Raw genomic sequence first — 23,269 nt, 5'->3', positions numbered from 1 at the left:
ATGAAGCCTAAGCACCTCGCGGTAGTATTGATGGCGGCCACGCTGGCCGGACCTCAGGCGAAAGCGCAAAAAGTATTGTCTGTGACCGACCCCGTTGAGTGGGTGAATCCATTGATGGGAACACAGTCGAAAGTGAGTTTGTCTAACGGGAACACCTATCCGGCCATCGCCGTTCCCTGGGGCATGAACTTCTGGATGCCCCAAACGGGCCGGAACGGAGATGGATGGGCATATACCTACGATGCCGATAAAATCAGGGGATTCAAACAAACCCACCAGCCTTCCCCCTGGATGAACGACCACGGTCAGTTCAGCCTGATGCCCGTTACCGGCTCCATGAAATTCGACCAGGAGCAACGTGCCAGTTGGTTCTCCCACAAAGCTGAAACGGCAAAACCTTATTATTACAAAGTGTACCTCGCCGACCACGATGTGACCGCCGAGTTCACGCCCACGGAAAGAGCGGCCAGCTTTCGTTTCAGCTATCCCACAACAGACAGTTCTTTCCTCGTACTTGACGCATTCGACCGCGGTTCTTATGTGAAGATCATTCCTTCAGAAAGAAAGATCATCGGGTACTCCACCCGCAACAGTGGTGGTGTGACGAAAGATTTTAAAAACTGGTTCGTGGTTCAGTTCGACAGGCCTTTTACCGTGGCGCATGCCTGGCGCGGACAGAACCTTGCCAAAGATACATTGGAGATAAACGCGCACCATGCCGGTGCCATTGTTGGTTTCAAAACGGTAAAAAATGCACCTGTACTGGTGCAGGTCGCATCTTCCTTCATCAGCCTGGAACAGGCGCAGCGCAACCTTTCCACCGAAATCGGAAAGGCATCTTTTGAAACGGTTATGGCTTCCGCCAAACAAGCCTGGAACAAACAGATGAACAGGTTGCTGGTAGAAGGCGGTACCGTGGATCAGACACGTACTTTCTATTCCTGCCTCTACCGCACGCTTCAGTTCCCGCAAAGAATGTATGAGATAGATGCGAACGGGAAGCCGGTGCATTATAGTCCGTACAATGGTAAGATACTTCCTGGCTACATGTTCTCCGGAACCGGTTTCTGGGATACCTTCCGCGCGTTGTATCCTTTCCTTAACCTCATGTATCCGGCCATCAACAAAGAGATGCAGGAAGGTTTGCTGAACGCGTACAAAGAAGGCGGGTTCCTGCCCGAATGGTCCGCGCCCGGTTTCCGCAACATCATGATCGGCAACAACTCCGCTTCCGTGGTTTCAGATGCTTACATGAAAGGACTGAGAGGATACGATATTGAAAAACTGTACGAAGCCCTGCAGAACGGTGCCAACAATGAAGGGCCGATGACGGCGGTTGGCAGAAAAGGCGTACAGTATTACAACGAACTCGGATACGTTCCCTACGATGTGAAGATCAACGAGAACGCGGCACGTACGCTGGAATACGCTTACGATGATTTCACCATCTGGCAACTAGCTAAAGCGTTGAAGCGTCCGCAGGCGGAGATTGATCTGTATAAGAAACGTGCGATGAACTATAAGAACCTGTTCGATCCCGAATCCAAACTGATGCGTGGAAAGAACAAGGATGGGAAGTTCCAGTCGCCCTTCAACCCGTTCAAATGGGGTGACGCGTTTACGGAAGGGAACTCCTGGCACTACAGTTGGTCCGTTTTTCAGGATATTGAAGGATTGAAGCAACTCATGGGTGGCGATAAATCTTTCATCGGCATGCTGGATTCGGTATTCAATATGCCTCCCGTATTCGACGATTCTTACTATGGCGGCACGATCCACGAGATCCGTGAAATGCAGATCATGAACATGGGGCAGTACGCGCATGGCAACCAGCCCATCCAGCACATGATCTACCTTTATAACTACACTTCCGCACCCTGGAAAACACAATACTGGGTGCGCGAGGCGATGAACAAATTGTACAACCCCAATCCCGATGGCTATTGCGGTGATGAAGACAATGGCCAGACCTCGGCCTGGTACGTGTTCTCCGCGATGGGCTTCTATCCTGTTTGCCCGGGTACCACGCAGTATGTATTGGGCGCGCCGCTTTTCCCCAAAATTACGCTTCAGCCGGAAGCCGGGAAAAAACTGGTGATTGAGGCGCCCGGCAATTCAGACAAAGCGATCTATGTACAGGACCTGAAACTGAATGGTGCCACGTACACAAAGAACTGGCTTGATCATTTTGAGCTGATGAAAGGCGGTAACCTCCGTTTCCAGATGGGCGCTTCTCCTAAAAAAGACAGAGGTGCGGTACAATCGGCCTGGCCGTACTCCATGAGTTTGGATAAGTAGAACAGGTTGAGTCGAATTTTGAATGGGCCCCTTCGCAACGGAGGGGCTTTTTTATTGCTTCTCTGCCAATCTTCTTCCCAATACCGTTGTGCCGAGACCAAGTATCGCCACCGTAATAAAAGACCATCTTAAACTGGCGACTTCAGCGATGAACCCGATAATGGGTGGTCCGATCAGGAAACCCAGGAACCCTATGGAGGATACAGCCGCAAGAGCCACACCTGGAAGCATGGTGGTGGATTTGCCGGCCTGGCTATAGGCCAGCGGTACTACGGAAGATGTTCCCAGTCCTACCAGGAGGAAGCCACAGGTAGCCGCAAAAATAGTGGGGATGGCCACAGCCAGTCCCATGCCCGCCAGAATAAGCAGGCCGCTCATCTGAAGGATGCGTGTGTTGCCAAAGCGGGTCACCAGAAAATCGGCGGCGAAACGGCCTCCGGCCATGGTGGTCATGAATGCGACATATCCGAGCCGGGTGATCTCAGTAGGCGCGTTCACCACTTTTTCAAAATAAATACCGCTCCAGTCGAACATGGTTCCTTCACAGATCATGCTGGCGAAAGCGATCATGCCGAGGGTGAAAATCTTTTTATCGGGCTTCACGAATATCTTTCGTTTGGCGCTTCCGGCACTGGCCGCATCGCGTGGGAGAATGTATTTGTGTGCCACAGCAAGCAATACAAGCGTAATGAGGTAGATGATGCAGAAATGCCTGAAAGGTGAAATGTGGTCGGCCACCATAAAGCTGCTGATCACACCACCGGTGAAGCCGGCCAGGCTCCACAAACCGTGGAAAGAAGCCATGATGCTGCGGCGGTAAATCCTTTCAACACCTACACCTTGTGTGTTTACGCTGATGTTGCAGAGGTTGCCGCACATCCCGAAAATGAACAGTCCCAGCGTAAGTTGCCATACCTGCGTTACCGTGCCCAGCGCTACCAGCACGGCTGGATACAGCATTGCCGCGGTGGTCAGTGTTTTTTTACTGCTGAAACGACTCACCAGGTAGCCGGAAAGCCCCATGGCGGTGAGTTGTCCCAATGGGAGGGCAAACAATACCCCGCCCAGTCCCCCGTCGGAAAGATGGAGTGCGTTCTTAATATCGGGGATACGGCTGGCCCAGGTGGAAAAGACGAGTCCCTGCAAAAAGAAGAACGTGCTAACGCCAACCCTGAAATAGCGTTGTGTGGTGAAAGAAAGGGAAAAATTCATGCTGCTACTGTTTTCTGCGCTAAAAAATGGCAGCAAATCGTTGGCGCAAAACTACCAAAAAATCACCGAAACGATGGTTGCCGTATCTTTAAGCCATGGAAAGTTATCTTCAAAGCACCATCAAATTGTTCCGTTATTATAAGGAGCAGGCCGATAAAACCATGGCCCAATTAGAAGAACAGGAACTGTTCTGGCAATACAATCTTCAAAGTAATTCTATCGCCACGATCGTGCGGCATATGGCCGGCAACATGCTGAGTCGTTTTACCGATTTCCTGGTTTCCGACGGAGAAAAAGACTGGCGGGACCGCGACGCGGAGTTTTCCGCTGAACCGGGTGCGCGCACGGCATTACTGGAACATTGGGAAAAAGGCTGGGCCGTACTCCTGGAAACCCTGTCTTTATTGAAACAGGACGATCTCGAGAAGGTGGTGTATATCCGCAACGAGGGGCACACGGTAATCGAGGCCGTGAACAGGCAACTTGCGCATTACGCCAGCCACGTAGGGCAAATCCTGTACATCGGGAAGATGATAAAAGGGGAAAGCTGGCAATACCTTTCAATTCCTCCTAACCAGTCCGCGCAATTTAACCAGCAAAAGTTCTCTCAGGATAAAACCAGGAAACATTTTACGGATAAGGCATGAAACTTTGTGATCATTGAATACAAAGTGCCGTTCTGATACTTTTTTATCCATGTATTCTTCCCAAACATGAATAATGGATTTCGTGTGCGAAATTTTGTAAATTCCGATCCTGACATGCGTATCCTTTTATAACCAGTTAGCATACGCGTTGATTTTTAAAAATTGATCTCCATGAAACGATGCTTGCTTTTTGCCTTCCTTTTCTTCCTGGTATCTGATGTTTTTGCGTTGTTGCGCCTTCCCGGTATTTTCTCTGACCACATGGTTTTGCAACGGAATAGTGTTGTATCGGTATGGGGTTGGAGTCAGCCCAATGAAACGGTGCGCGTAACCGCGTCCTGGTTGAAAGACACGGTTACGGTTCAGTCGAAGGAGAATGCCCGTTGGGAGTTGAAACTTTCTACGCCGGAAGCGGGCGGACCTTATGAGCTGCACGTGATGACCCGCTATGAAAAGCTGGTGCTAAAAGATGTGTTGATCGGCGAAGTATGGCTTTGTTCCGGCCAATCGAATATGGAATGGAATGTTTACAATGGGTTACCACAAATGGAAGCGGAGTTGCCCAATGCTACCAATAAGAACATCCGGTTGATGCATGTGCAGAAAAAAGGAGCGGAGCATCCGCAGGAAGACCTGCGGGATACCTGGAAGGTCTGCAATCCTGAAGATGCGAAATCCTTCAGCGCTGTGGCGTACTTTCTGGCCAAAAGACTTCAGAACGAACTTAACGTCCCCATTGGCGTGATCAACGCCAGTTGGGGCGGCACGCCCGCGGAGGTTTGGACACCGGAGGCCGTGGTAACGGAAAGCCCTTTTCTGAAAGGGTTCGCTGCGCAGCAAAAGTATAGTATACACTGGCCCGTTGCGCCGGGTGTACTTTGGAACGCGATGATCCATCCCCTGGTAGGGTATAAGATCGCCGGCGCCTGCTGGTACCAGGGCGAATCGAATGTTGGCACCTGGCAGGGCTACCACCTGCTCTTTTCCGGCATGATCCAGGCCTGGCGACAGGCATGGGGCTATGAGTTTCCATTTTACTTTGTCCAGATCGCACCCTATACCTACAATTCGGGAAGCGCGCAATCGGCGGCCCTGTTGCGTGAGCAACAACAAAAAACACTTTCCCTGCCTTCCACCGCAATGGTAGTGGTAACTGATATTACAGACAATGTAAAAGACATTCATCCCCGTCTCAAAAAAGAAGTGGGAGATCGCCTGGCAGCTATCGCGCTGGCGGAAATGTACCAGCGCAAACTGATCGACTACAAAAGTCCTGTTTTCGACTATTTTAAAATCGAGAAGAACCGCATGCGCATTCACTTCAAATACCTCAACGGCGCTCTTGTGGTGAAGGGCACTGAAGTGACCGATCTTTTCCTTGCAGGAGCCGATGGGGTATTCTACCCCGCGAAGGGAGTAGTGGATAAAAATACATTGCTCGTCACCAGCGATAAAGTGCCAAACCCGGTGGCTGTCCGTTTTGGATTCACCGATACTTCCATACCCAACCTGTTCAACAGCAACGGGCTTCCCGTTTCACCATTCCGTACGGATACCTGGGAACTGCGTTAGTGCAGTAATTGTTCCAGTAACGGATCGGTATAATCTTCAATGAAGCCGATAATGTTATCGTACTTGCTGAATTCCTCCGCGGTATGCATCGTTGTGATCACCACTGCTTTCATGCCGGCGTTGGCGGCCGCCTCAACGCCTTTGGGCGCATCTTCGAACACAATACAATGCGCAGGATCAATATTAAGTTGCGCAGCACCTTTCAGAAATGTTTCCGGATCCGGTTTACTCAGTACCACATCATCCGCGCTCACGATAACCGGGAAGTATTTGTGCAGGTCCAGTCCATCCAGGATAAAACTGATGTTGAAGGGGATGGCCGCGGAACCTATCGCCATGGGTATTCCTTTCTTGTGTGCACTTTCAAGGAAGGAATCCAATCCGTTGATCAGTTTCATGTGTTCCCGGTAAGCCGTCTGGTAACGTTTTTCTTTTTCAACGGACCAGTGATCGATCTCTTGTGGCGTGAACGCTTCTTTACCGAAAATACGTTCCAGCAGTTCGCTGTTTTTTCCATACATCTCTTTATCTACCTGGGCTTTTGTTAATCCTGCCGCGAGGTCGTTGTTGAGGATATCAAACCAGCTTTTGGAATGATAAGCCATGTCGTCTATGATGGTTCCGTTCAGGTCAAAAAGAAACGCTTTGTTCATCTGTTGTGTTTTGATTCGGGGCAAAGGTAAAGCGGTAGAAGTTGAGTTGGTGGCTGATGGTGTTTTTCTATAGTTAAATACGGAGACGTTAGGCAGAAAAACACTGAATAATAATGGCGTTTTTCACCTAAGAATAAATGGCATATAAAAAAAAGCTGTATCAATTAAGATACAGCCCGTTTTCACATGTGTCCGCAGGTATTCGTCCCTACTCTTGCAAAAAACGGCAAAAAAACGCATATAAAAACTGTTAGTTGCAATATTTTACTTATTTTACGGGTACAAACGACTGACTTATGCGATTACCTAAACTAAGCCTCTTGCTGGGCATTTTCCTATTATTTATGGCAAACTGCGTTTTTGCGCAGGAAAAGGTGGTAACAGGAACCGTACTTGATGACCTGGGAACTCCATTAGAAGGAGTGACAGTGCGAATCAAGAAAAGTTCACGTGCTACTCAAACCGGAGCTGAAGGTAAGTTCAGTCTCCGGGTGAACAGTACAGATGTACTTGAATTTTCTTATGTAGGATTTCAACCTCAGGAAGCCAGAGTGGGTGACCGCTCAGCGTTTTCTATAGTGCTGAAGCCTGCTGGAGCAAACCTGGGAGAAGTGGTTGTGACGGCAATGGATATTAAGAGAAGCAAACGCGAACTTGGGTTCGCTACGCAGACCGTTGATGGGGATGATGTAAAAGAAACTCAACGGGAAAATTTTCTGAATAGCTTACAGGGGCGGGTTGCGGGCCTTACAGTAAACCCTACCTCGGGAGCGGCAGGAGCCTCGTCTTCCCTCGTGCTGCGAGGCTTTAACTCTCTTTCTCTAAGTAATGAACCTTTGTATGTGGTGGATGGCGTTATTCTTGACAACCAATCAGTAGATGAGGACTCTAAAGGAGGAGCATCAATAGGTATTGTTCAGCGTGGCGCAGGATTGACCTCAACCAATAATCAGAAAAACGATTATATCAACCGTATGGCGGATATAAACCCGAATGATATTGAAAGTATCACTGTACTTAAGGGACCAGAGGCGACTGCCTTATACGGAAGCCAGGCAAGTTCCGGAGCTATTGTAATCACTACAAAAAAAGGCAAATCCAATAAACTGGCCGTTCAGTACGACAACAGTTTCAGGCTACAGAAAATTACACGTTTCCCTGAAACGATTGATAAGTATGAAAACGGAGAAAATGGTGTTCCAAGTAATGTTTGGCGTTATTTTGGACCAGAATACCCTGAAGGAACGGTGCTGTTCGATAATAAGAACTATTTCTTTAAAAACGGGTTCTCACAAACTCATAACCTGGGATTGGACTTTGGAATCAAAAAATCGATTTTCAGGGTTTCAGGTTCTTTCTTTGATCAGGATGGTATGGTTCCTAACAATACCTATAGAAGAAACAATATAAGAGTATCCAATACTACTAAAATCGGCAAATACGTAGACATTACGCCTACTGTTTCTTATATAGGCAGCAACAACAGAAAAGTAATTCGAAGCACAGGCGGCTTCATGATCAGCTTGCTAAGCTGGCCTAATACAGTCGATATCCGTGACTATGAAGATGAGTCAGGTGGTAAAGTGCCTGTTTTCAATGCTAACCCGAACGCCGATTACGATAACCCACTTTTCAATGTGTACAAAAACAAAAGTTATGATGAAACGGACAGGTACAACGCTTCAGTGGGGATCAATATTAATCCTTATCCGTGGTTATCTGTTTCAGGAAGGTTTGGCTACGAAACCTACAATACCTATGGTTATCTTCAATACCACCCGCAGTCTTATTACATCTCAGCCAGTGTGAACGGTATTCAGGACAACTGGTGGAGAAAGTACAAAGGATATAACCATACGATTACGGCTACTGCAAAAAAGAAATTCAACAAAAATTTTTCTGGCCGCTTGATGGTTGGAACAATGTGGCAGGATTATGAAACAAGTATGTATGCGGTTACCGGAAACAATTTAACTGATCCGAACAGGACCGACAGCAGTAATACGGCTCCAAATACGAGAGATCGTTTGCTCAGGAATAAAATCGGAGAATACAACCTTTCCCAACTCAGGCAAATCGCCTATTTCGGCGAGGCGATGCTGAGTTACAAGGACCTTGTATACCTGACAGCTTCCCAGCGTTTTGAGCAGGCTTCCACGCTGCCTTCCCAAAATAGAAATTACAATTACCCTGGTGCAAGTCTTAGCGTGATATTAAGTGATATTGTGCCTGGCATGTCAGCTGGAAAAGTTGATTTTGTAAAACTTCGTGGGTCGCTTGCTGGAACGGCCCGGCTCAATCTTCCTTATAGCACACAATCTATATTCGCGGACGTTTCATCCAGCGGTGGTGGCTATCAATATGGATTTACGAACAATAACCCTAATCTTGAACCTGAAAGACAAAGCACCTTTGAGGTGGGAACAGAAGTCAGAATGTTCAACAGCCGGCTCACTTTCGATCTTGCCTATTACAACACGCTTACCAAGTCTCAGATCATAGAAAGTTTCCGCCTCAGTTACGGAACCGGATATGTTTTAAATACGCAAAATGCCGGTAGCACCAGGAACCAGGGGGTTGAAGCGGTGATAGGTATTGATGTGGTTAAAAAGAATGACTTTTCCTACAGAACACAGTTTAACATGAACAGGATGTGGGGGCGTGTTATTGAAATGCCCGCTAACGTACTGGAATATTACATTGCGGATACATGGGTTTACAACAATACAAGAGGTGGCATAAGTTTAAATTCTCCAACCACATCCATTACTTCCGCAAACTATCTTACAAATGCCAAGGGAGATATTTTGATAGATCCAGCCACCGGACTTCCACTGGTAAATACAGTGTATAGCGTAGTTGGTGATCGTAATCCGGATATCAGATTGGGTTGGAACAACCAGTTCCGCTATAAGAACTGGAGCTTTAATTTCTTATGGGATCTTAAGTTGGGTGGTGATATTTTCAATGGCACTGCGAAATACCTTACGGCTATTGGAAGGCACCCGATTACCGAAGACCGTTATACGCCAAGAATTGTAGAAGGTGTGCTTCGCGACGGATTGGAAGAGACTGCCAATCCCACCAAAAATACCATCCAGATAATACCCGGATACAACTTTAATTATTATGGGGCAAACATGCCGGATGCGCTGTTTATTGAAAAGGATGTTAACTGGTTCAGGTTGAGGGACGTTACATTAAGTTACACTGTTCCTGAATCTATCACAGGAAAGATCAAAGGGATTAAAAACCTCGGTATTTTCTGCACCGCAAATGACCTGGTGCTGATTACAAACTACACCGGTGCTGATCCAAGTGTAAGTGGGAATAGTGCAGGTACGCGGGGAGTTGGGTCTTTTGGTTTTGATTATTCAACAGTGGCTGCTCCGGTTAGCATAAACTTTGGATTACGTGCTTCTTTCTAATAATTAATCAGCAAAACGATGAAAATGAGAATTCATAATAAATGGTTACTTCCTGCAATTGCCGTTATGGCGGCGGTTGGGTGTTCAAAAAAAATCGATGAAGCTTATCTTAATCCCAATGCGGAAACCGTTAAGCCGATTGAACAACTTCTGCCTGGTTTAATCGATAATATGACCTGTAGTTATACGCCAGCTGCCGGAACAAATTACGGTACAACCAATGATGGTTTGTACTTTGGTAAATACATTCAGTTCTGGACAACCAATACCGCTAATAACCAGTATGACCTTATGGGAGGTGCTATTGGAAACAGTGATTTGTTGGGCAGTGTTTGGGCCATGCATTATTACGGTCAGGGGCAAAACCTGAACCGGGTGGTAGAGTGGGGAACGGAGCAGGAAAAATGGGATTATGTAGGGGTGGCACATGCAATCAGGGCATGGGGTTGGCTTACACTTACAAGTGTATACGGCGAAGCGATTCTAAAGGAAGCGTTTAATACCAGTCAGCGTGTATTCAATTATGATTCGCAAGAAGAGATTTATGCGGAGGTGAGAAGGGTTGCCCATCTTGCACTTGAAAATTTAAACAGAACCGATGGTAATGTCAGCAAAGAAAATCTTGCGATCGGCGACAAACTTTTCTACCAGGGCGATGTGGAGAAATGGAAAAAGTTTGTATATGCCGTTCTCGCACGTTCTTTCAACCACATGTCGAATAAAGCTGATTATAAACCCGATTCTGTCATCAAGTATTGCGATCTGGCTATTAATGATAATGTTGACAACGCATACGCCCGCTTTACCAATGCAGGACCAGTGGGCACCTATCATTTCTGGGGACCTCAGCGGTCTAATTTCGGGGCGCAGCGGCAAACAGATTTTGTAGCAAACCTGATGACCGGTCAGAACGAAACGTTTAATGGCGTAATGGATCCGCGGGCCTGGTACATATTGCAATCCAATCCCAATGGAACGTTCACCGGACTTAGAATTGCCCAGTCTGCTACATCCCTTGCCGTAAACGATCGTCCGAATGGTTTCTGGGGACAACGCTTTGATTCCACTGTGGCGCCCGCGAATGATAGTCGTGCGAAATATGTTTTCAGAAATGGCCCGCTTTACCCTATTATTACTGCAGCGGAAGTACAGTTTATGAAAGCTGAAGCGCTCTATCACAAATCGGAGAAAGCGGCTGCACTTGTCGCTTATGAAAGAGGAATTGAATTAAGCATGAATATGCTGGCCACTGATTTTGCAACGAATGTTCCTTCAGATAAGTTGTTGACGCCTTCCATGATAAGTGATTATTTGAATGAACCGACAATTGTGCCGGCCGTTGCCGACTTTAATCTTTCCCATATCATGATGCAGAAATATATAGCAATGTATGGTTATGGAGTAATTGAAACCTGGGTGGATATGAGACGGTATAATTATACAGATACTGAAGAAGGCACTGCCAGACAGGTGTACACTGGTTTTGAACTTCCCTCCACGTTTTATGTCAACAACCTTGGAGAACCTGTTTACCGCGCCAGGCCACGTTATAACTCTGAGTACCTGTATAATATTGAGGCGCTTCAGAAGGTCGGAGGTTTAGATTTAAATTACCACACCAAAAAAATGTGGTTTTCTGAACCCTAATTTTAAACGTCAAAAAATTATATAATGTCTAGTAAAAGATTTGTTCCATTTGCATCTCTGGTGTTAGCATTTGGTTTGCTGCTTTCCTGTACGAAAGAGTTCAAGGAAAACACACCTATGTTGGATGAACTTTCGGATTCAGCCACCATTAAAATCTTTAATGCTTCGGTTTCTTCCGCAAGAAATCAGTTAATTATTAATGATATACTTACCTTACGGACGGTGTTCACCTATAACTCCACCTGGCCTACATCAGCGGCAAATACCGGCTTTGTTGTATCCCCCGGTCAGAAATCTCTTGTGATAAAGGATTCTAGTGCAACTTCTACCCAGCCTGTTCAAAATATTGCGCTGACAGCTGAAGCAGGAAAGTCATATTCGATCTTTCTGTACGATACTGTTACCGCAATGAAAAATAAGCTGGTCGTTAACGATATTGTGATCCCATCTGACACAACATCCAGGCTCAGGTTTGCAAATTTCAGCTTCAGAAGGGCCACGCCTGCTCCCGCAATCGATGTTTACTCTTTCAACAGAAAACAATTGATATTTACCAATGTTGCATTGAATGATGTTACCGGATACATCTCTTACCCCTCACTCACATCTGACACGCTGGCTATTCTCCCAGCCGGTGCAACTGATACGCTTGTTAAGTTAAATGGTTATTCAACTACTCCTAAGCGTAGCTATACGCTTGTTTTCCGGGGTGTTTATACTGTTACAGGTACTGGCGCCACAGCGAGAGGTGTTTCGTCTGTTACGGATTATTAACCGGTATTTAGTTTATGTTTTCCGATGAAATATTAATCCCCCCAAAGGACCGCCCCGGCGGTCCTTTTTTATTCTCCCGTACTCACCGCATTCTTTCCTTTCCCCAACACGAACCTTACCGTAAACCCAAACGCCGCCGGTTCAAAAAACAATTCGGGAACCATATTCAGTTCCGGTTTCCAGTCCAGGGAAATATTGATCGGCGCCGTTGGAAAAACATAGTCCAGTCCCACTACACCTGCGGCGCCAACGCGGGCACGTTTTTCAAAGGAGCCTACATAACCGCCGCCGCCGAAATACCATTGCAATCCCTCCGCGGCCAGCGGCTGGTGGATTTCGTATAAAGCGCCTATGCCATAGGGATTACCTAAGGAAATCAGTCCTTCGATGGCGCCGTCTTTGGAGATGAAATGCTTGAAAGAAAGAGAGTTGTTGATGGTGGGGGCCGTGGGGCTCAGCCTTACGCCTATGGCGGTTTTGTAATCCTGGGCTTTGGCGGAGCCGGAAGTGGCGATGCACAAAGTAACCGCCACGCATAACCGGATACATGGGTTCATAAAAGGTTGTTTCGGGATTAACAACCAAACCTGTGCCGTCATTGTTCCAGAGCCGCTAAATTGTTGTTAATTGGGGTTTTTCTTCCCCGGGAAGTTCAGCCACAGGTAGCCGATGAACACCGCGGCCAGGGAAGCGATCAGTGTCGCGATCTTCGAGATGTCCTGGTTTTCCACTTCACGGAACGCCAGCATGGAGATGAAGATGGACATGGTAAAGCCGATGCCCGCCAGGGCGCCGATGCCCCCAAGCTGGAACCAGGTACTGCCTTTAGGTTTCTCACCCAGTCTCAGTTTTACCGTGAGCCAGCTCATGAAAGTGATGCCCAGCGGTTTCCCGATCACAAGGCCGGCAATGATGCCCCAGCTCAGGCTGGTGCTGATCGCTCCGGCAAAATCGCTCGGGATAGGAATGGCCGTATTGGCCAACGCGAAAATGGGTAGTATGAGAAAATTGACAGGATCGTGTAAGCGGTGTATAAAGTTGGAAAGGTCCTTTAACGGGACGAAAAGCGCGAATACCACCCCCGCAATAGTAGCGTGGATACCGGAACGGAACACCACATACCAAAGCAGCAGTCCCAGTATGATGTGGATGAAGTTGAACTTCATTTTAGTTTTTCCAAGGATGAAAAGCGCCACACAAATGGCCGCCCCGGCCAGCAGAAACTTCACCTGCACATCCCCACCGTAGAACAGTGCGATGACCAATATGGCCCCGAGATCATCGATGATGGCCAGGGCCATCAGGAAAACCTTCAGGGAAAAGGGCACTTTCTTGCCCAGTAAACTGGCTACACCCAGTGAAAACGCAATATCGGTGGCCATCGGGATGCCCCAGCCGTGCTGAAACCCTGTGCCTGCATTGAAGAGTAGAAATATCCCCGCAGGAGCCAGCATCCCGCCTATGGCGGCGGCGATGGGCATAATGGATTTTTTAAAGGAACTAAGTTCTCCTGCCAACAATTCCCGCTTAATCTCCATGCCTACCAGGAAAAAGAAGGCGGCCATCAACAGATCGTTGATCCAGTGGAGCAGGGAGTGGGGGAGGTGCAGTATTTCCGGCGCATGCAGTTCCATGTTCCAGAAACCGATGTACCTTTCCGCGGCGCCTGTATTGGCCAGCACCATCGATATAATCGTACATACAAACAGCGTAATGCCCACGGCACGGCTATCGTGTATAAACTCGAGTATCGGATTAATGAAACGTGAACGGATAATGTGTCGAACTTTGCTCATGAAATATCTTATTTAGTCTAAATACCTTGTGCCCCCCATCGCGAGGCCCGCAGGGCCGAAGCGATCTCCCCTCAACTACCTCTACCCAACCAGCCGCTCTCCCAACCAGCCGCTCAGCCAACAAACCAATTCTTCCCCATCAATCAACTCCCCAGCCAACTAACCAGCTCCCCACTCAACAACAAATCCCGCCCTCCCAACAAATTCCCCACTCAAAACCAACTCCCCACTCAACCACCAACCCCTCAGCCAACCAACAAATCCTTCCTCCACAACCACCCACTCCCCCTACTCAAACAACTCATACTTCGTTTTAGGCCTCCTCGCTTCCAGCCACCGGAAACCCCGCAGCCGCATCTCCGCCACGTTCACCTGCTTAATAGGCGTTTGCGTCCCCTTTGGCTGATTGATGAACGCGATCTGACTCAACTCCTTCGTAGAGTCAAAACGCATATCTATCGCATCCGCGGTCATCCGGTTGGTGCCCACATAAGCGCTGTCGTCGTCCATCACATAATAAATGCTTTCCGCTTCTCCTTTCGCTCTTATATAATCAATGTTCCCGTTGATAAAATAAGCGTTGATGGTAAACCCTTTGATCTGGTTGTACAGTTCTTTCGCCGTTTCGTTCACCGCGATGGCATTGTTGAACACGTAAGCGCGGAGGGGTTGTTTGTTCAACGTATACAGGTACATCGTATCACCGGATATCTGCGTTTTGTTGGCCCAGGCCACCGGGTCGCGGAACATGCGGAAAATAGAATCTTTTCCGGAGTAAAACAGACTATCGCAAACAGCCTGCAGGGAATCTGAGAAGATGCGCACATTCCGATACGCTTCAAAATAACGGGAAGCAGTATCCGAAGCGGCGGTGTCTTTTTTGTCTTTCAGTGATTCGGTATTTACAACGGTGAGTCCTTTCAGGGTATCTGCATTGGTGCTGTCGCGGAGCGTGGCGAGGTCCGACAGTTTCCCGGAGAACAAAGTGTCGGCGGCAACATAAATCGAATCTGTTTTCTGCTTGATGATCAGCAATGGCTTTTTGGTGGCCAGTAAGGCACCGGAGTTTCTGTTGCTGAACAATTGGTTGGCGAGGATGGTAATACCTTGTGCGGTGTCGATCAGTACGGCGTTTCCTTCAGCCTGACTGATACCTGTTTTTTCATCAAAAGCAATCTTGTTACCGGTAACGGTAACTGCGCCGTCTTCAATCACTGGATTAAGACCGAACTGCGCCGCGCCGTTTTTAAGGTCGTAATAACCTTCACTGGTGGTGATTTTTCTTTTACTGCTGTCGATGATCGTGGTTTTGGTGATGAACCTTGCCGTTTCGGTGGTGAGGTTGTACAGCAGTGAATCCGCTTTAAGGTTGTACTGCGGGTCGTTCAGCACCACATTCCTTTTGAAATAGGCATCTTTGATGTCCGAATAATAGTAGGCTTCTTCACTGGTAAGCACCGACTTTCCGTTGACCACTTTTCCGCCGTTCTTATAAATGCCGATCTTCAGCGCTACATCGTATTCCAGTTCATTGGTGGTAAGCACGGCTTTGCCGTCGGTAAGACGCACATTTTTCTGCAGGTAAGCATATCTTCTGTCCGCGTGGTAACGCAGGTAATCACCATAAGTATGAATGGAATCGCCGTCGTTGATATGGATATTGCCGAAGGCTTCCAGCTTACGTTCCTTAATATTGTAGATGGCGCTGTCGCAGAAGAACCAGGTGCCTTCGTGCAACGCTTTTACGTGGCCCACAACGGTACGGAACTTGCTCGAGTCATTGTCTGCACGATAACCCAGCCTGTCGAACGAACGCAGTTCAATATGCTTCATCGTATCCTGCACGGGAGCGAAGTGCAGATGTTGTATTGCTTTTGTATTGTCCTGGCTGCCCCACATCCAGGAGCCCAGTACCACAATGAATGACCAGGTAAAATATTTCATCTTTTATTTAACGATCACGGTATCTCCTTTTACCGTTATGGTGTCACGATCAATGGGGGCGGGCTTCGTTAGCGGACCGGATTTTTCCTTTCTGCCGAATACGGAGAAGCTTACATACCTTTTGGGGTTCATCCTCAGGTCGTCGAGCAATATGTTCAGACTTCTGGTGGAATTCTCCAGGTTACGGTAAAGCTGCTGGTCGTTCAGCAACAGGCCCGCGGAGCCTTCCGTATTATTGAGTTTCGCCATGGCGCTATCCAGGGAGTTTACTGAACTGTTTAAAGCGCTTATGGTGCTTTCCAGTTCAATTTCAGAAAATTTTGCCGTGGTTTTTTCCACGTTCTCCAGCACATTATTGATCTTCTGCTCGTTGTTGGCGAGTGTTCCGGTAAAGCGCTCTACATTGTTGAGTGATTTTGCGAGGGCACCCTGTTGCGCGTTCAGCAGTTGTTGTAGCGATGCGGTACTGGCGGCGAGGTGCGCAATCGTGGCCCTGATGTTCTGTTGCGCGTCGGGATCGAGTGTTTGGTTGATGCCGCCCAAAGTTAGTTTGAGCGAATCCATCACACTGTTTACCCTTTCGAGGGTGGGGGCTAGGTTCTTTTTCAGTTCTTCCACCACACCGGGTTTGTTGTGTATCCCGATGGTGTCGCCGTTCTGAAGGTATTCCGAAGAGGTGCCCAGCGCGATAGAAATAGTGGTAACGCCAAGGCCTCCCAGACTGGGGTTGATGGTGGCTTTGGAATCTTTTGGAATGAGGAGTTCTTTACTCATACGGAGCTCCACTACCACGCCGCTCACGTTTTTATCTTTTTCGCGCATCGTGGAAACGGCACCCACCTGCAAACCGTTGATCATAACGGGATTTGAAGGGGCCAGTCCGTCCACGTTGGGGAACTCCACGTAAAAGTTTGTTTTTTTATCGAAAAGGGAATTGCCTTTCAGAAAATTAAACCCAAGAATAAGTACCACGATGCCGATGGCCGTAAGTACACCTATTTTGGTTTCGTTTGATATGCGCATGGGTCAGTGCTTTCCTTATTGTATGGCAACAAATGTATAAAAATTGTGCCGCACGACCGTGAAAATGCAGTTAAATCGGTGATAGTCAACTTATTTTTTGGGCAGCGTTCCCTCTTTGGATACCGAAGGTGAATATGGGGAAGGAGGTTCGTTGCTGATAGGAGAACCAGTTTCCACACCGCCCACCTGTGAAGATTCCAGTTCTACCTTGTAGCGTTTGATGGCCGTGGCGATGCATTGGGCGATCTCCTGCTGGCCGGGTTCACTGTTCAGGTATTCTTCTTCTTCTTTATTAGAGATGTAGCCGGTTTCCACCAGAATGCTTGGCATCGCGGTGGCCTGAAGTACCCAGATGCCTACCGCGCGTTGCTTGATATCACGGCTGGCACGGCCCACTTTACGGAATTCTTCTTCCACATGGAGTGCAAGGGTCGCGCTTCTTTTAAAGAATTGTTTGGTTTTCAGACTGGCCATCACGATAAAATCCTGCGAATTTGGGTCGATGTCACCATATTTGGCCTGGTAATTCTCCTCCATTAACATGGGGGCGTTTTCGCGCAAGGCCACTTCTTTTTCATCATTTTTATGAGAACCCCAAATGTATGTTTCTGTTCCTTTGGCAGGGTTAGGAATGGTATAGTAGCGGTATTGAGGTACTTTACGGGTGTATTTTTTCTTGTTCTTCCAATACGTGGATGTTTTATATCCTGTAAGTTCTCTGCCTTTTTTTGCGGGTGCTGAGTTCACGTGAATGGAAACGAATAGATCGCCCCTGCTTTCGTTCGCGAAATTGGCACGGGAATGCAGGTCAGGGTAAATATCTGTGGTGCGGGTGAAAAGTATTTTGGTATTGGGCAATTCTTTCTTCAGCAGATCACCCAGCTTCAAACTAACAGCCAGGCATATGTCCTTTTCTTTGGAAAAACTGCCATTAGCCCCTCCATCGCTACCCCCGTGTCCGGGATCTATGATAATGGTGCGCAGCGCGTTGGCCCTGTTGGGAGATAAATTGTTCCTGAAAGAGATCGCGGTAACAATAATGGCCACCAATGCCAGACACAGACTGATTTTTTTGAGCATACCTAATCTTAATATTTACTTAAACCAAAAACTGGGGTATCGTTCACAACTTTATTCTCTTATTTTTGCCCCCACTGCATTATGAACAACCGTTGCAAAGTTAGTCCAATTTACATTTTTACCGGGATAATAGCCTTGCTTTTATCTGGAATAACGCTTAAATCTACTGCGGTTGTATCCAACAACGAGCCTTTTCGTAATTTTTTAACAGTCTTTCAACAGGATACTGTTCCACCGCCAACACTCAAAAGACCAACACTGCGGAACGGAGATTCTTCCCTGTTGCCGGTTTCAGGCAGACTCAATCTAAATGATACGATTCCTGTTAAAGGAGATTCACTGCGTGGAAAAGATTCCGTTGTACAAAAGATTGATACACTCGATATAAAGATATCCAGAGACTCTTTAGATGCTCCGGTGAACTACCAGGCGGAAGATTCCATCGTGTGGGACATCAAAAAGAACAAGGCCTATATGTATGGGAAGGGTGTGATCGAATACAAAGATGTAAACCTGACCGCCGACCGCATCAGTCTCGATCAGGCTACACAATTGGTTACCGCCACCTATACGCTGGACACCGCTGGCGCCCAGGTGGGCGTGCCCAAACTGAAACAGGCGGAAACGCCTTTCACCGCGGATACCATTGTGTATAATTTCAAAACACAACGCGGCATTACGAAAACCACGTTCACCCAGCAGGGAGAAATGTATGTGGCCGGGGAGAAGATCAAAAAGGTAAACGAGAACGATTATTTCGCCCTCCGTGCCACCGTTACCACCTGTAACTATGACCATCCGCACTTTGCCTTCAAGGCCAATAAAATGAAACTGGTGAACAAGAAGCTGGCCGTTACCGGCCCTATTCACCCGGAATTTGAAGGTGTGCCCATCCCGTTGTACCTGCCATTCGGCTTGTTCCCGATGTCGAAAGGTGGCCGACAATCCGGTATCCTCGCACCAACTTTTTCCACGAACGAACAGTTCGGCCTCGGATTGGAAGGATTGGGGTACTACAAAGTGCTGAACGATAATTTTGATGTAACCTTACTCACCAACGTATATTCTTATGGTGGATGGTCGGTGAACGTTCAGCCCACGTACAGGAAACGTTACCGCTACCAGGGTGGCATGACCTTCAGGATGCAGGATTTTAAAGTGAACTTCAAAGGCGACCCGGATTATACGCAAACAAAAACCTTCAACATTACCTGGAACCACAGTGTGGATGGAAAGGCCAGACCCGGACAAACATTTTCCGCCAGCGTGAACGCCGGTTCCACCAAATTCAACCAGTATATTCCCAATAACCCCACCGCCAATTTCAACAATAACCTTAACTCTTCCATCGCGTACAGCAAAACCTGGGAAGGCGTGGCCAACCTCACGGCCAGCGCCAACCACAACCAGAACGCCGTTACCAGGCTGGTACAGTTGAACCTGCCGGATATCGGTTTTACGGTCAATACATTGTACCCGTTCCAGCGGGAAGAAATGGTGGGACAGCCGAAATGGTACGAAAAACTCGGGGTAGGACTGAACACCAACTTCCGGAGCATGGTATCGTTTTATGATTCCGCGTTCAGCTTCCGCCAATTGATTGATACGTTCCAGTGGGGCGCTTCCCATAATGTGCCTATCACGCTTTCTTTGCCGCCGCTGGGCCCGTTGCAGATTGCGCCTTCCGTGAGTTTCGATGAAAGATGGTACGCGCAGGAATTCATCCGCCAATGGAACCCGACAGACGGAAAGGTGGATACCATCATCAACAAAGGATTCTATTCCGCCCGCCAGATGGCCTTCGGCCTGGGCTTCAACACCGCAATCTTCGGTACCAAAAACTTTAAGAACTCCCGGCTCGTGGCCCTGCGCCACGTAATACGTCCATCAGTTGGTTTGAACTATCGCCCCGATTTCCAAAAAGATAATTATTATACCTCCCAGGTGGATACCTCCGGCAGGGCACAGCGCTTCTCCCGTTTCGACGGAAGTATTTTCGGCGGCTTCGGCGAAGGTACTTTCGGGGGCATGAGCTTCGGTGTAGACAATAACCTGGAGATGAAAATCCGCTCCAAAAAAGATACTGGCGACGCAGCCATTAAAAAAGTGCGCCTGATTGACGGTTTTGGTTTCAATGGTTCTTACAACTTCATGGCCGATTCTTTCAAATTATCGGATATCAGTTTGTACATCAGGAGTACATTATTCGAGAAGCTGAACATCACCGCCAACGGAAACCTCAGCCCTTACAAAGTGGATGCCCAGGGATACCGGTTGAAAGAATACATGTGGGAAGGCCGTAAATTCTCTCCCGGCGCATTGGGCAGGATCACAGGCGGAAGCATCGCCATGAGTACCTCTTTCAGCAGCAAACCCAAAGACGATAAAAAGCAACAGACAAAAGAGGAAATGGAAGATGAACTTGGGCCATTGACCGCGGAAGAACAGCAGGCGCAGCTAGACTTCGCCCGCCGGAACCCGGGAGAGTTCGCGGATTTTAATATACCCTGGTCTATCAATACTTCTTTCTCCCTGAGTTTTCAGCGTGTACCCAAAACAGATTATTCCGGCTTCGAAACGGTAGTGAATTCCAACCTGAATCTCGGAGGAGATTTTAACCTCACGGAGAAATGGAAAATGGGCGCAAATACTTTCTTCGATTTCAAAACAGGCAAAATTCAGTCTTTCACCATGTTCATCACGCGTGAAATGCACTGCTGGCAGATGTCCATCAACATCACGCCCGTGGGTTTATACCGTTTCTTCAACATCACGCTTCAACCTAAATCGGGCCTGCTCCGCGACCTGAAAGTGAACCGTACCCGTTATTTCTACACCGGCTTCTGATATGCGCCACAATCCTTAATTTTAGGCATGTTCAAATCTATTGCAGGCAGGTTCTTCGCCTTGTGGGGCATGTTGTGGTTCATTGCCACCATGCTGCTTTTCTTTCCCTGGTTTCTGTATTGCAGGTGGTTTTTACCCGAACCGAAAAGAACTGCGGCCTTCATCAGCGCTTCCCGTTTGTGGATGGGTATCTATCTTCCAATGATCGGTTGCCCGTTGAAGGTGCGGGGTACATCGAATTTTCAAAAAGGTAAAAATTATATTGTCGTTTGTAACCACAATTCTTTGATGGACGTACCGGTCACTTCCCCCGGCATACCGGGTACGAACAAAACCATCGCCAAAAAAGAATTCGCTAAAGTTCCCCTGTTCGGCATCATTTACCAGTTGGGCAGCGTTTTGGTGGACCGGAAAAGTGAACAGAGCCGCAGAGATGGCTACCAGCAAATGAAAGCCGTACTGGAAATGGGCCTGCACATGTGCATTTACCCGGAAGGAACGCGCAACAAAACCAGTGAACCGCTAAAACCCTTTAAAGATGGCGCTTTCCGCCTTGCGCTTGAAACAGGGAAGCCGGTAATGCCCGCTTTACTTTACCATACAAGAGGGGTGATGCCCGCAGGAAAAATATTCTTCCTCTGGCCTCATCCGCTGGAAATGCATTTTCTTCCATCCATGAGTCCGGCCTCGGGAGAAAGCGTGAAAGCGTTCCGGGAGCGGGTGTTTGAAGTGATGAAAACTGAATTGATCGCGGCCGAAAAAAGGAAAAACTAAACTACCATTTTGCGGAACGGTAAAATTCGGTATATTTGCCGCTCCAAAAACGGACCGGTAGCTCAGCTGGATAGAGCAACTGCCTTCTAAGCAGTAGGTCATTGGTTCGAATCCAATCCGGTTCACAGGAAACCGCCTCAAAAGGGCGGTTTTTTTATACGCATGACAGAAAGGTGTGCGGGAAAAAAGTTATTTTGCAATATATGTACACGTTAAACGCAATCGTAAATATCCTGCAAAAGCACAAGCCGGAACTTCAAAAAAAGTATCCTATTGCACGGCTTGGCGTATTTGGATCATATGCCAGGGGAGAGGCCACTGAGCATAGCGATATTGATATTGCCGTTGACATTACCGGACCAATGGGGTTAAGTTTTATCCAAATGGCTGATGAAATTGAAGGGCTGTTCGGAATTAAAACCGATGTGGTGCCTAGCCGTTCCATAAAGCCCGCTTATCTACCCTATGTAGAAAAAGACATTATCTATGTCTAAACGTGTTCCTTCACTCGTGATCGGTGATATTTTACAATGCATCAGTCACATTCAGACTTATACCACTGATCTCTCATTTGATGATTTTTGTTCCAACTTTATGGTGGTGGAGGCATGTCTTTATAACATTCAGGTGATTGGTGAAGCTACGGCACATTTACCAGAGGATGTGAAAGAAGGAAATCCTCAAATTCCCTGGAGTCTGATCAAGGGAATGCGGAACAGGCTCATTCATGAATATTTTGGAACTGATCTTCCTGTAGTATGGAATGTAATCAGGAATGATCTGCCAGCACTTCAAACAGAAATGCTTGCTGTTTATAAGAAATTGCAGGCGCTTAACAGGTAGGTCTGCCCGCACAGGAATGCGTATCATTTACCATGTCTGTGCGATAAGGCACCAGATGCTGAAATTACCGTTCGCACACGGTCATAACATGGCACACAATCGCCTGGAAACATTATTACAAAAGATAACTGCATAAGCCATCTTCAAAAAAACGATCCCATGCCAGCAAAAAACAAACTATCCAACACAGAACTCCAACAACTCCTCGCCACCCTCAAATCCCGCTTCGAAAAAAACATGAACCGCCACAAAGGACTGGAATGGGCGAAAGTGGAAGAGCGGATCACAAAGCAGCCTGATAAAGCATGGTCGCTCCAACAAATGGAAGTTTCAGGGGGGGAACCCGATGTGGTAGGGTATGATAAAGCCGAAGGCACTTTTCTCTTTTTTGATTGCTCCGCGGAGTCGCCGAAAGAACGGCGGAGTTTGTGTTTTGACGATGAAGCGCTGGAGGCCCGGAAAGAAAACAAGCCCCAGGGCAGCGCCATCGGGATGGCCCATGAAATGGGGGTAGCGTTGCTTTCTGAAGAGGAATACCGTTTCCTGCAGGAACTCGGGAAGTTCGACCTGAAAACATCCAGTTGGGTGCAAACGCCCGCAAACATCAGGAAGCTCGGCGGCGCTCTTTTCTGCGACCGGCGGTACGATACTGTGTTTCTCTACCACAACGGCGTACAGTCTTATTATGCGGCCAGGGCGTTCCGTGCCTCGCTGAAAGTTTGAGGCGGGTA

18 protein-coding genes and 1 tRNA gene are annotated in these 23,269 nt (G+C 47.8%); 12 read left to right on the top strand and 7 right to left on the bottom strand.

Annotated features, from left to right (window positions below):
- Entirely contained in the window at nt 1–2,298 is a 2,298-nt protein-coding gene (locus M4J38_RS09215; protein ID WP_251759264.1) for a GH92 family glycosyl hydrolase, read from the top strand.
- 51 nt (nt 2,299–2,349) lie between these two features.
- Here the strand turns inward: M4J38_RS09215 and M4J38_RS09210 are convergent, their stop codons facing one another.
- Nucleotides 2,350–3,510, bottom strand: a complete 1,161-nt coding sequence (locus tag M4J38_RS09210) for an MFS transporter (protein WP_251759263.1) — start codon at nt 3,508–3,510, stop codon at nt 2,350–2,352.
- 95 nt (nt 3,511–3,605) lie between these two features.
- Between M4J38_RS09210 and M4J38_RS09205 the strand changes: the two genes are divergently transcribed.
- On the top strand, nt 3,606–4,157 hold the full coding sequence (locus M4J38_RS09205; RefSeq protein WP_251759262.1) for a DUF1572 family protein: 552 nt from the start codon (nt 3,606–3,608) through the stop codon (nt 4,155–4,157).
- Nucleotides 4,158–4,328: 171 nt separating this feature from the next.
- Complete coding sequence (locus M4J38_RS09200; RefSeq protein ID WP_251759261.1) at nt 4,329–5,729, top strand: sialate O-acetylesterase; 1,401 nt, start codon at nt 4,329–4,331, stop codon at nt 5,727–5,729.
- Here M4J38_RS09200 and M4J38_RS09195 read toward each other — a convergent pair.
- Nucleotides 5,726–6,382, bottom strand: a complete 657-nt coding sequence (locus tag M4J38_RS09195) for an HAD family phosphatase (RefSeq protein WP_251759260.1) — start codon at nt 6,380–6,382, stop codon at nt 5,726–5,728. The two genes, M4J38_RS09200 and M4J38_RS09195, sit on opposite strands and share 4 nt — an antisense overlap.
- Nucleotides 6,383–6,678: 296 nt before the next feature.
- Between M4J38_RS09195 and M4J38_RS09190 the strand changes: the two genes are divergently transcribed.
- From M4J38_RS09190 to M4J38_RS09180, 3 genes are read left to right on the top strand one after another with little or no spacing between them, the layout of a single operon-like run.
- The gene (locus tag M4J38_RS09190) at nt 6,679–9,810 is read left to right on the top strand and encodes a SusC/RagA family TonB-linked outer membrane protein (protein WP_251759259.1); all 3,132 of its coding nucleotides are present in this window, start codon (nt 6,679–6,681) and stop codon (nt 9,808–9,810) included.
- 24 nt (nt 9,811–9,834) lie between these two features.
- Nucleotides 9,835–11,457, top strand: a complete 1,623-nt coding sequence (locus M4J38_RS09185) for a SusD/RagB family nutrient-binding outer membrane lipoprotein (RefSeq protein WP_251759258.1) — start codon at nt 9,835–9,837, stop codon at nt 11,455–11,457.
- A gap of 24 nt (nt 11,458–11,481) precedes the next feature.
- Nucleotides 11,482–12,231 (top strand): DUF4397 domain-containing protein, encoded by a 750-nt coding sequence (locus M4J38_RS09180; protein WP_251759257.1) that lies wholly within the window; start codon nt 11,482–11,484, stop codon nt 12,229–12,231.
- Between the two features lie 68 nt (nt 12,232–12,299).
- Here the strand turns inward: M4J38_RS09180 and M4J38_RS09175 are convergent, their stop codons facing one another.
- The 5 genes from M4J38_RS09175 to M4J38_RS09155 form a co-directional block, all read right to left on the bottom strand.
- Nucleotides 12,300–12,788 carry a hypothetical protein gene (locus tag M4J38_RS09175; RefSeq protein ID WP_251759256.1) on the bottom strand — a complete coding sequence of 163 codons (489 nt, stop codon included), beginning with the start codon at nt 12,786–12,788 and terminating at the stop codon, nt 12,300–12,302.
- A 66-nt stretch (nt 12,789–12,854) separates the two neighbouring features.
- Entirely contained in the window at nt 12,855–14,027 is a 1,173-nt protein-coding gene (gene nhaA / locus M4J38_RS09170) for a Na+/H+ antiporter NhaA (RefSeq protein WP_251759255.1), read from the bottom strand.
- A gap of 288 nt (nt 14,028–14,315) precedes the next feature.
- Nucleotides 14,316–15,971 carry an OstA-like protein gene (locus M4J38_RS09165; RefSeq protein ID WP_251759254.1) on the bottom strand — a complete coding sequence of 552 codons (1,656 nt, stop codon included), beginning with the start codon at nt 15,969–15,971 and terminating at the stop codon, nt 14,316–14,318.
- A gap of 3 nt (nt 15,972–15,974) precedes the next feature.
- Entirely contained in the window at nt 15,975–16,994 is a 1,020-nt protein-coding gene (locus tag M4J38_RS09160) for an MlaD family protein (RefSeq protein ID WP_251759253.1), read from the bottom strand.
- Nucleotides 16,995–17,084: 90 nt separating this feature from the next.
- Nucleotides 17,085–18,074, bottom strand: a complete 990-nt coding sequence (locus M4J38_RS09155; protein WP_251759252.1) for an N-acetylmuramoyl-L-alanine amidase — start codon at nt 18,072–18,074, stop codon at nt 17,085–17,087.
- 135 nt (nt 18,075–18,209) lie between these two features.
- Between M4J38_RS09155 and M4J38_RS09150 the strand changes: the two genes are divergently transcribed.
- The 6 genes from M4J38_RS09150 to M4J38_RS09125 all read left to right on the top strand — a co-directional run bounded on the left by M4J38_RS09150 (nt 18,210) and on the right by M4J38_RS09125 (nt 23,261).
- Nucleotides 18,210–20,921, top strand: a complete 2,712-nt coding sequence (locus M4J38_RS09150) for a putative LPS assembly protein LptD (protein WP_251759251.1) — start codon at nt 18,210–18,212, stop codon at nt 20,919–20,921.
- Nucleotides 20,922–20,948: 27 nt separating this feature from the next.
- A complete protein-coding gene (locus M4J38_RS09145; protein WP_251759250.1) occupies nt 20,949–21,695 on the top strand; it encodes a 1-acyl-sn-glycerol-3-phosphate acyltransferase in 747 nt (248 codons plus the stop codon).
- 51 nt (nt 21,696–21,746) lie between these two features.
- Nucleotides 21,747–21,820 (top strand) — tRNA-Arg (locus tag M4J38_RS09140).
- A 78-nt stretch (nt 21,821–21,898) separates the two neighbouring features.
- The gene (locus M4J38_RS09135) at nt 21,899–22,189 is read left to right on the top strand and encodes a nucleotidyltransferase family protein (protein ID WP_251760863.1); all 291 of its coding nucleotides are present in this window, start codon (nt 21,899–21,901) and stop codon (nt 22,187–22,189) included.
- On the top strand, nt 22,182–22,538 hold the full coding sequence (locus M4J38_RS09130; RefSeq protein ID WP_251759249.1) for a DUF86 domain-containing protein: 357 nt from the start codon (nt 22,182–22,184) through the stop codon (nt 22,536–22,538). Before M4J38_RS09135 ends, M4J38_RS09130 begins: the two co-directional genes overlap by 8 nt.
- A gap of 159 nt (nt 22,539–22,697) precedes the next feature.
- Entirely contained in the window at nt 22,698–23,261 is a 564-nt protein-coding gene (locus M4J38_RS09125; RefSeq protein ID WP_251759248.1) for a DUF4256 domain-containing protein, read from the top strand.
- Nucleotides 23,262–23,269 lie beyond the last annotated feature (8 nt).

Source organism: Parasegetibacter sp. NRK P23 (genome assembly GCF_023721715.1).
Lineage (GTDB): Bacteria > Bacteroidota > Bacteroidia > Chitinophagales > Chitinophagaceae > Parasegetibacter.
The sequence above is the reverse complement of the archived record's forward strand: the minus strand, read 5'-3'. Positions and strand labels throughout refer to the sequence as shown.

Bases quoted from the DNA above. Each gene is read 5' to 3' on its own strand.
- M4J38_RS09155 (WP_251759252.1), bottom strand. From the start codon at position 18,074: ATGCTCAAAAAAATCAGTCTGTGTCTGGCATTGGTGGCCATTATTGTT.
- M4J38_RS09205 (WP_251759262.1), top strand. From the start codon at position 3,606: ATGGAAAGTTATCTTCAAAGCACCATCAAATTGTTCCGTTATTATAAG.
- M4J38_RS09125 (WP_251759248.1), top strand. From the start codon at position 22,698: ATGCCAGCAAAAAACAAACTATCCAACACAGAACTCCAACAACTCCTC.
- M4J38_RS09135 (WP_251760863.1), top strand. From the start codon at position 21,899: ATGTACACGTTAAACGCAATCGTAAATATCCTGCAAAAGCACAAGCCG.
- M4J38_RS09160 (WP_251759253.1), bottom strand. From the start codon at position 16,994: ATGCGCATATCAAACGAAACCAAAATAGGTGTACTTACGGCCATCGGC.
- M4J38_RS09195 (WP_251759260.1), bottom strand. From the start codon at position 6,382: ATGAACAAAGCGTTTCTTTTTGACCTGAACGGAACCATCATAGACGAC.
- M4J38_RS09190 (WP_251759259.1), top strand. From the start codon at position 6,679: ATGCGATTACCTAAACTAAGCCTCTTGCTGGGCATTTTCCTATTATTT.
- M4J38_RS09130 (WP_251759249.1), top strand. From the start codon at position 22,182: ATGTCTAAACGTGTTCCTTCACTCGTGATCGGTGATATTTTACAATGC.
- M4J38_RS09185 (WP_251759258.1), top strand. From the start codon at position 9,835: ATGAGAATTCATAATAAATGGTTACTTCCTGCAATTGCCGTTATGGCG.
- M4J38_RS09165 (WP_251759254.1), bottom strand. From the start codon at position 15,971: ATGAAATATTTTACCTGGTCATTCATTGTGGTACTGGGCTCCTGGATG.
- M4J38_RS09200 (WP_251759261.1), top strand. From the start codon at position 4,329: ATGAAACGATGCTTGCTTTTTGCCTTCCTTTTCTTCCTGGTATCTGAT.
- M4J38_RS09145 (WP_251759250.1), top strand. From the start codon at position 20,949: ATGTTCAAATCTATTGCAGGCAGGTTCTTCGCCTTGTGGGGCATGTTG.
- M4J38_RS09175 (WP_251759256.1), bottom strand. From the start codon at position 12,788: ATGAACCCATGTATCCGGTTATGCGTGGCGGTTACTTTGTGCATCGCC.
- M4J38_RS09215 (WP_251759264.1), top strand. From the start codon at position 1: ATGAAGCCTAAGCACCTCGCGGTAGTATTGATGGCGGCCACGCTGGCC.
- nhaA (WP_251759255.1), bottom strand. From the start codon at position 14,027: ATGAGCAAAGTTCGACACATTATCCGTTCACGTTTCATTAATCCGATA.
- M4J38_RS09180 (WP_251759257.1), top strand. From the start codon at position 11,482: ATGTCTAGTAAAAGATTTGTTCCATTTGCATCTCTGGTGTTAGCATTT.
- M4J38_RS09210 (WP_251759263.1), bottom strand. From the start codon at position 3,510: ATGAATTTTTCCCTTTCTTTCACCACACAACGCTATTTCAGGGTTGGC.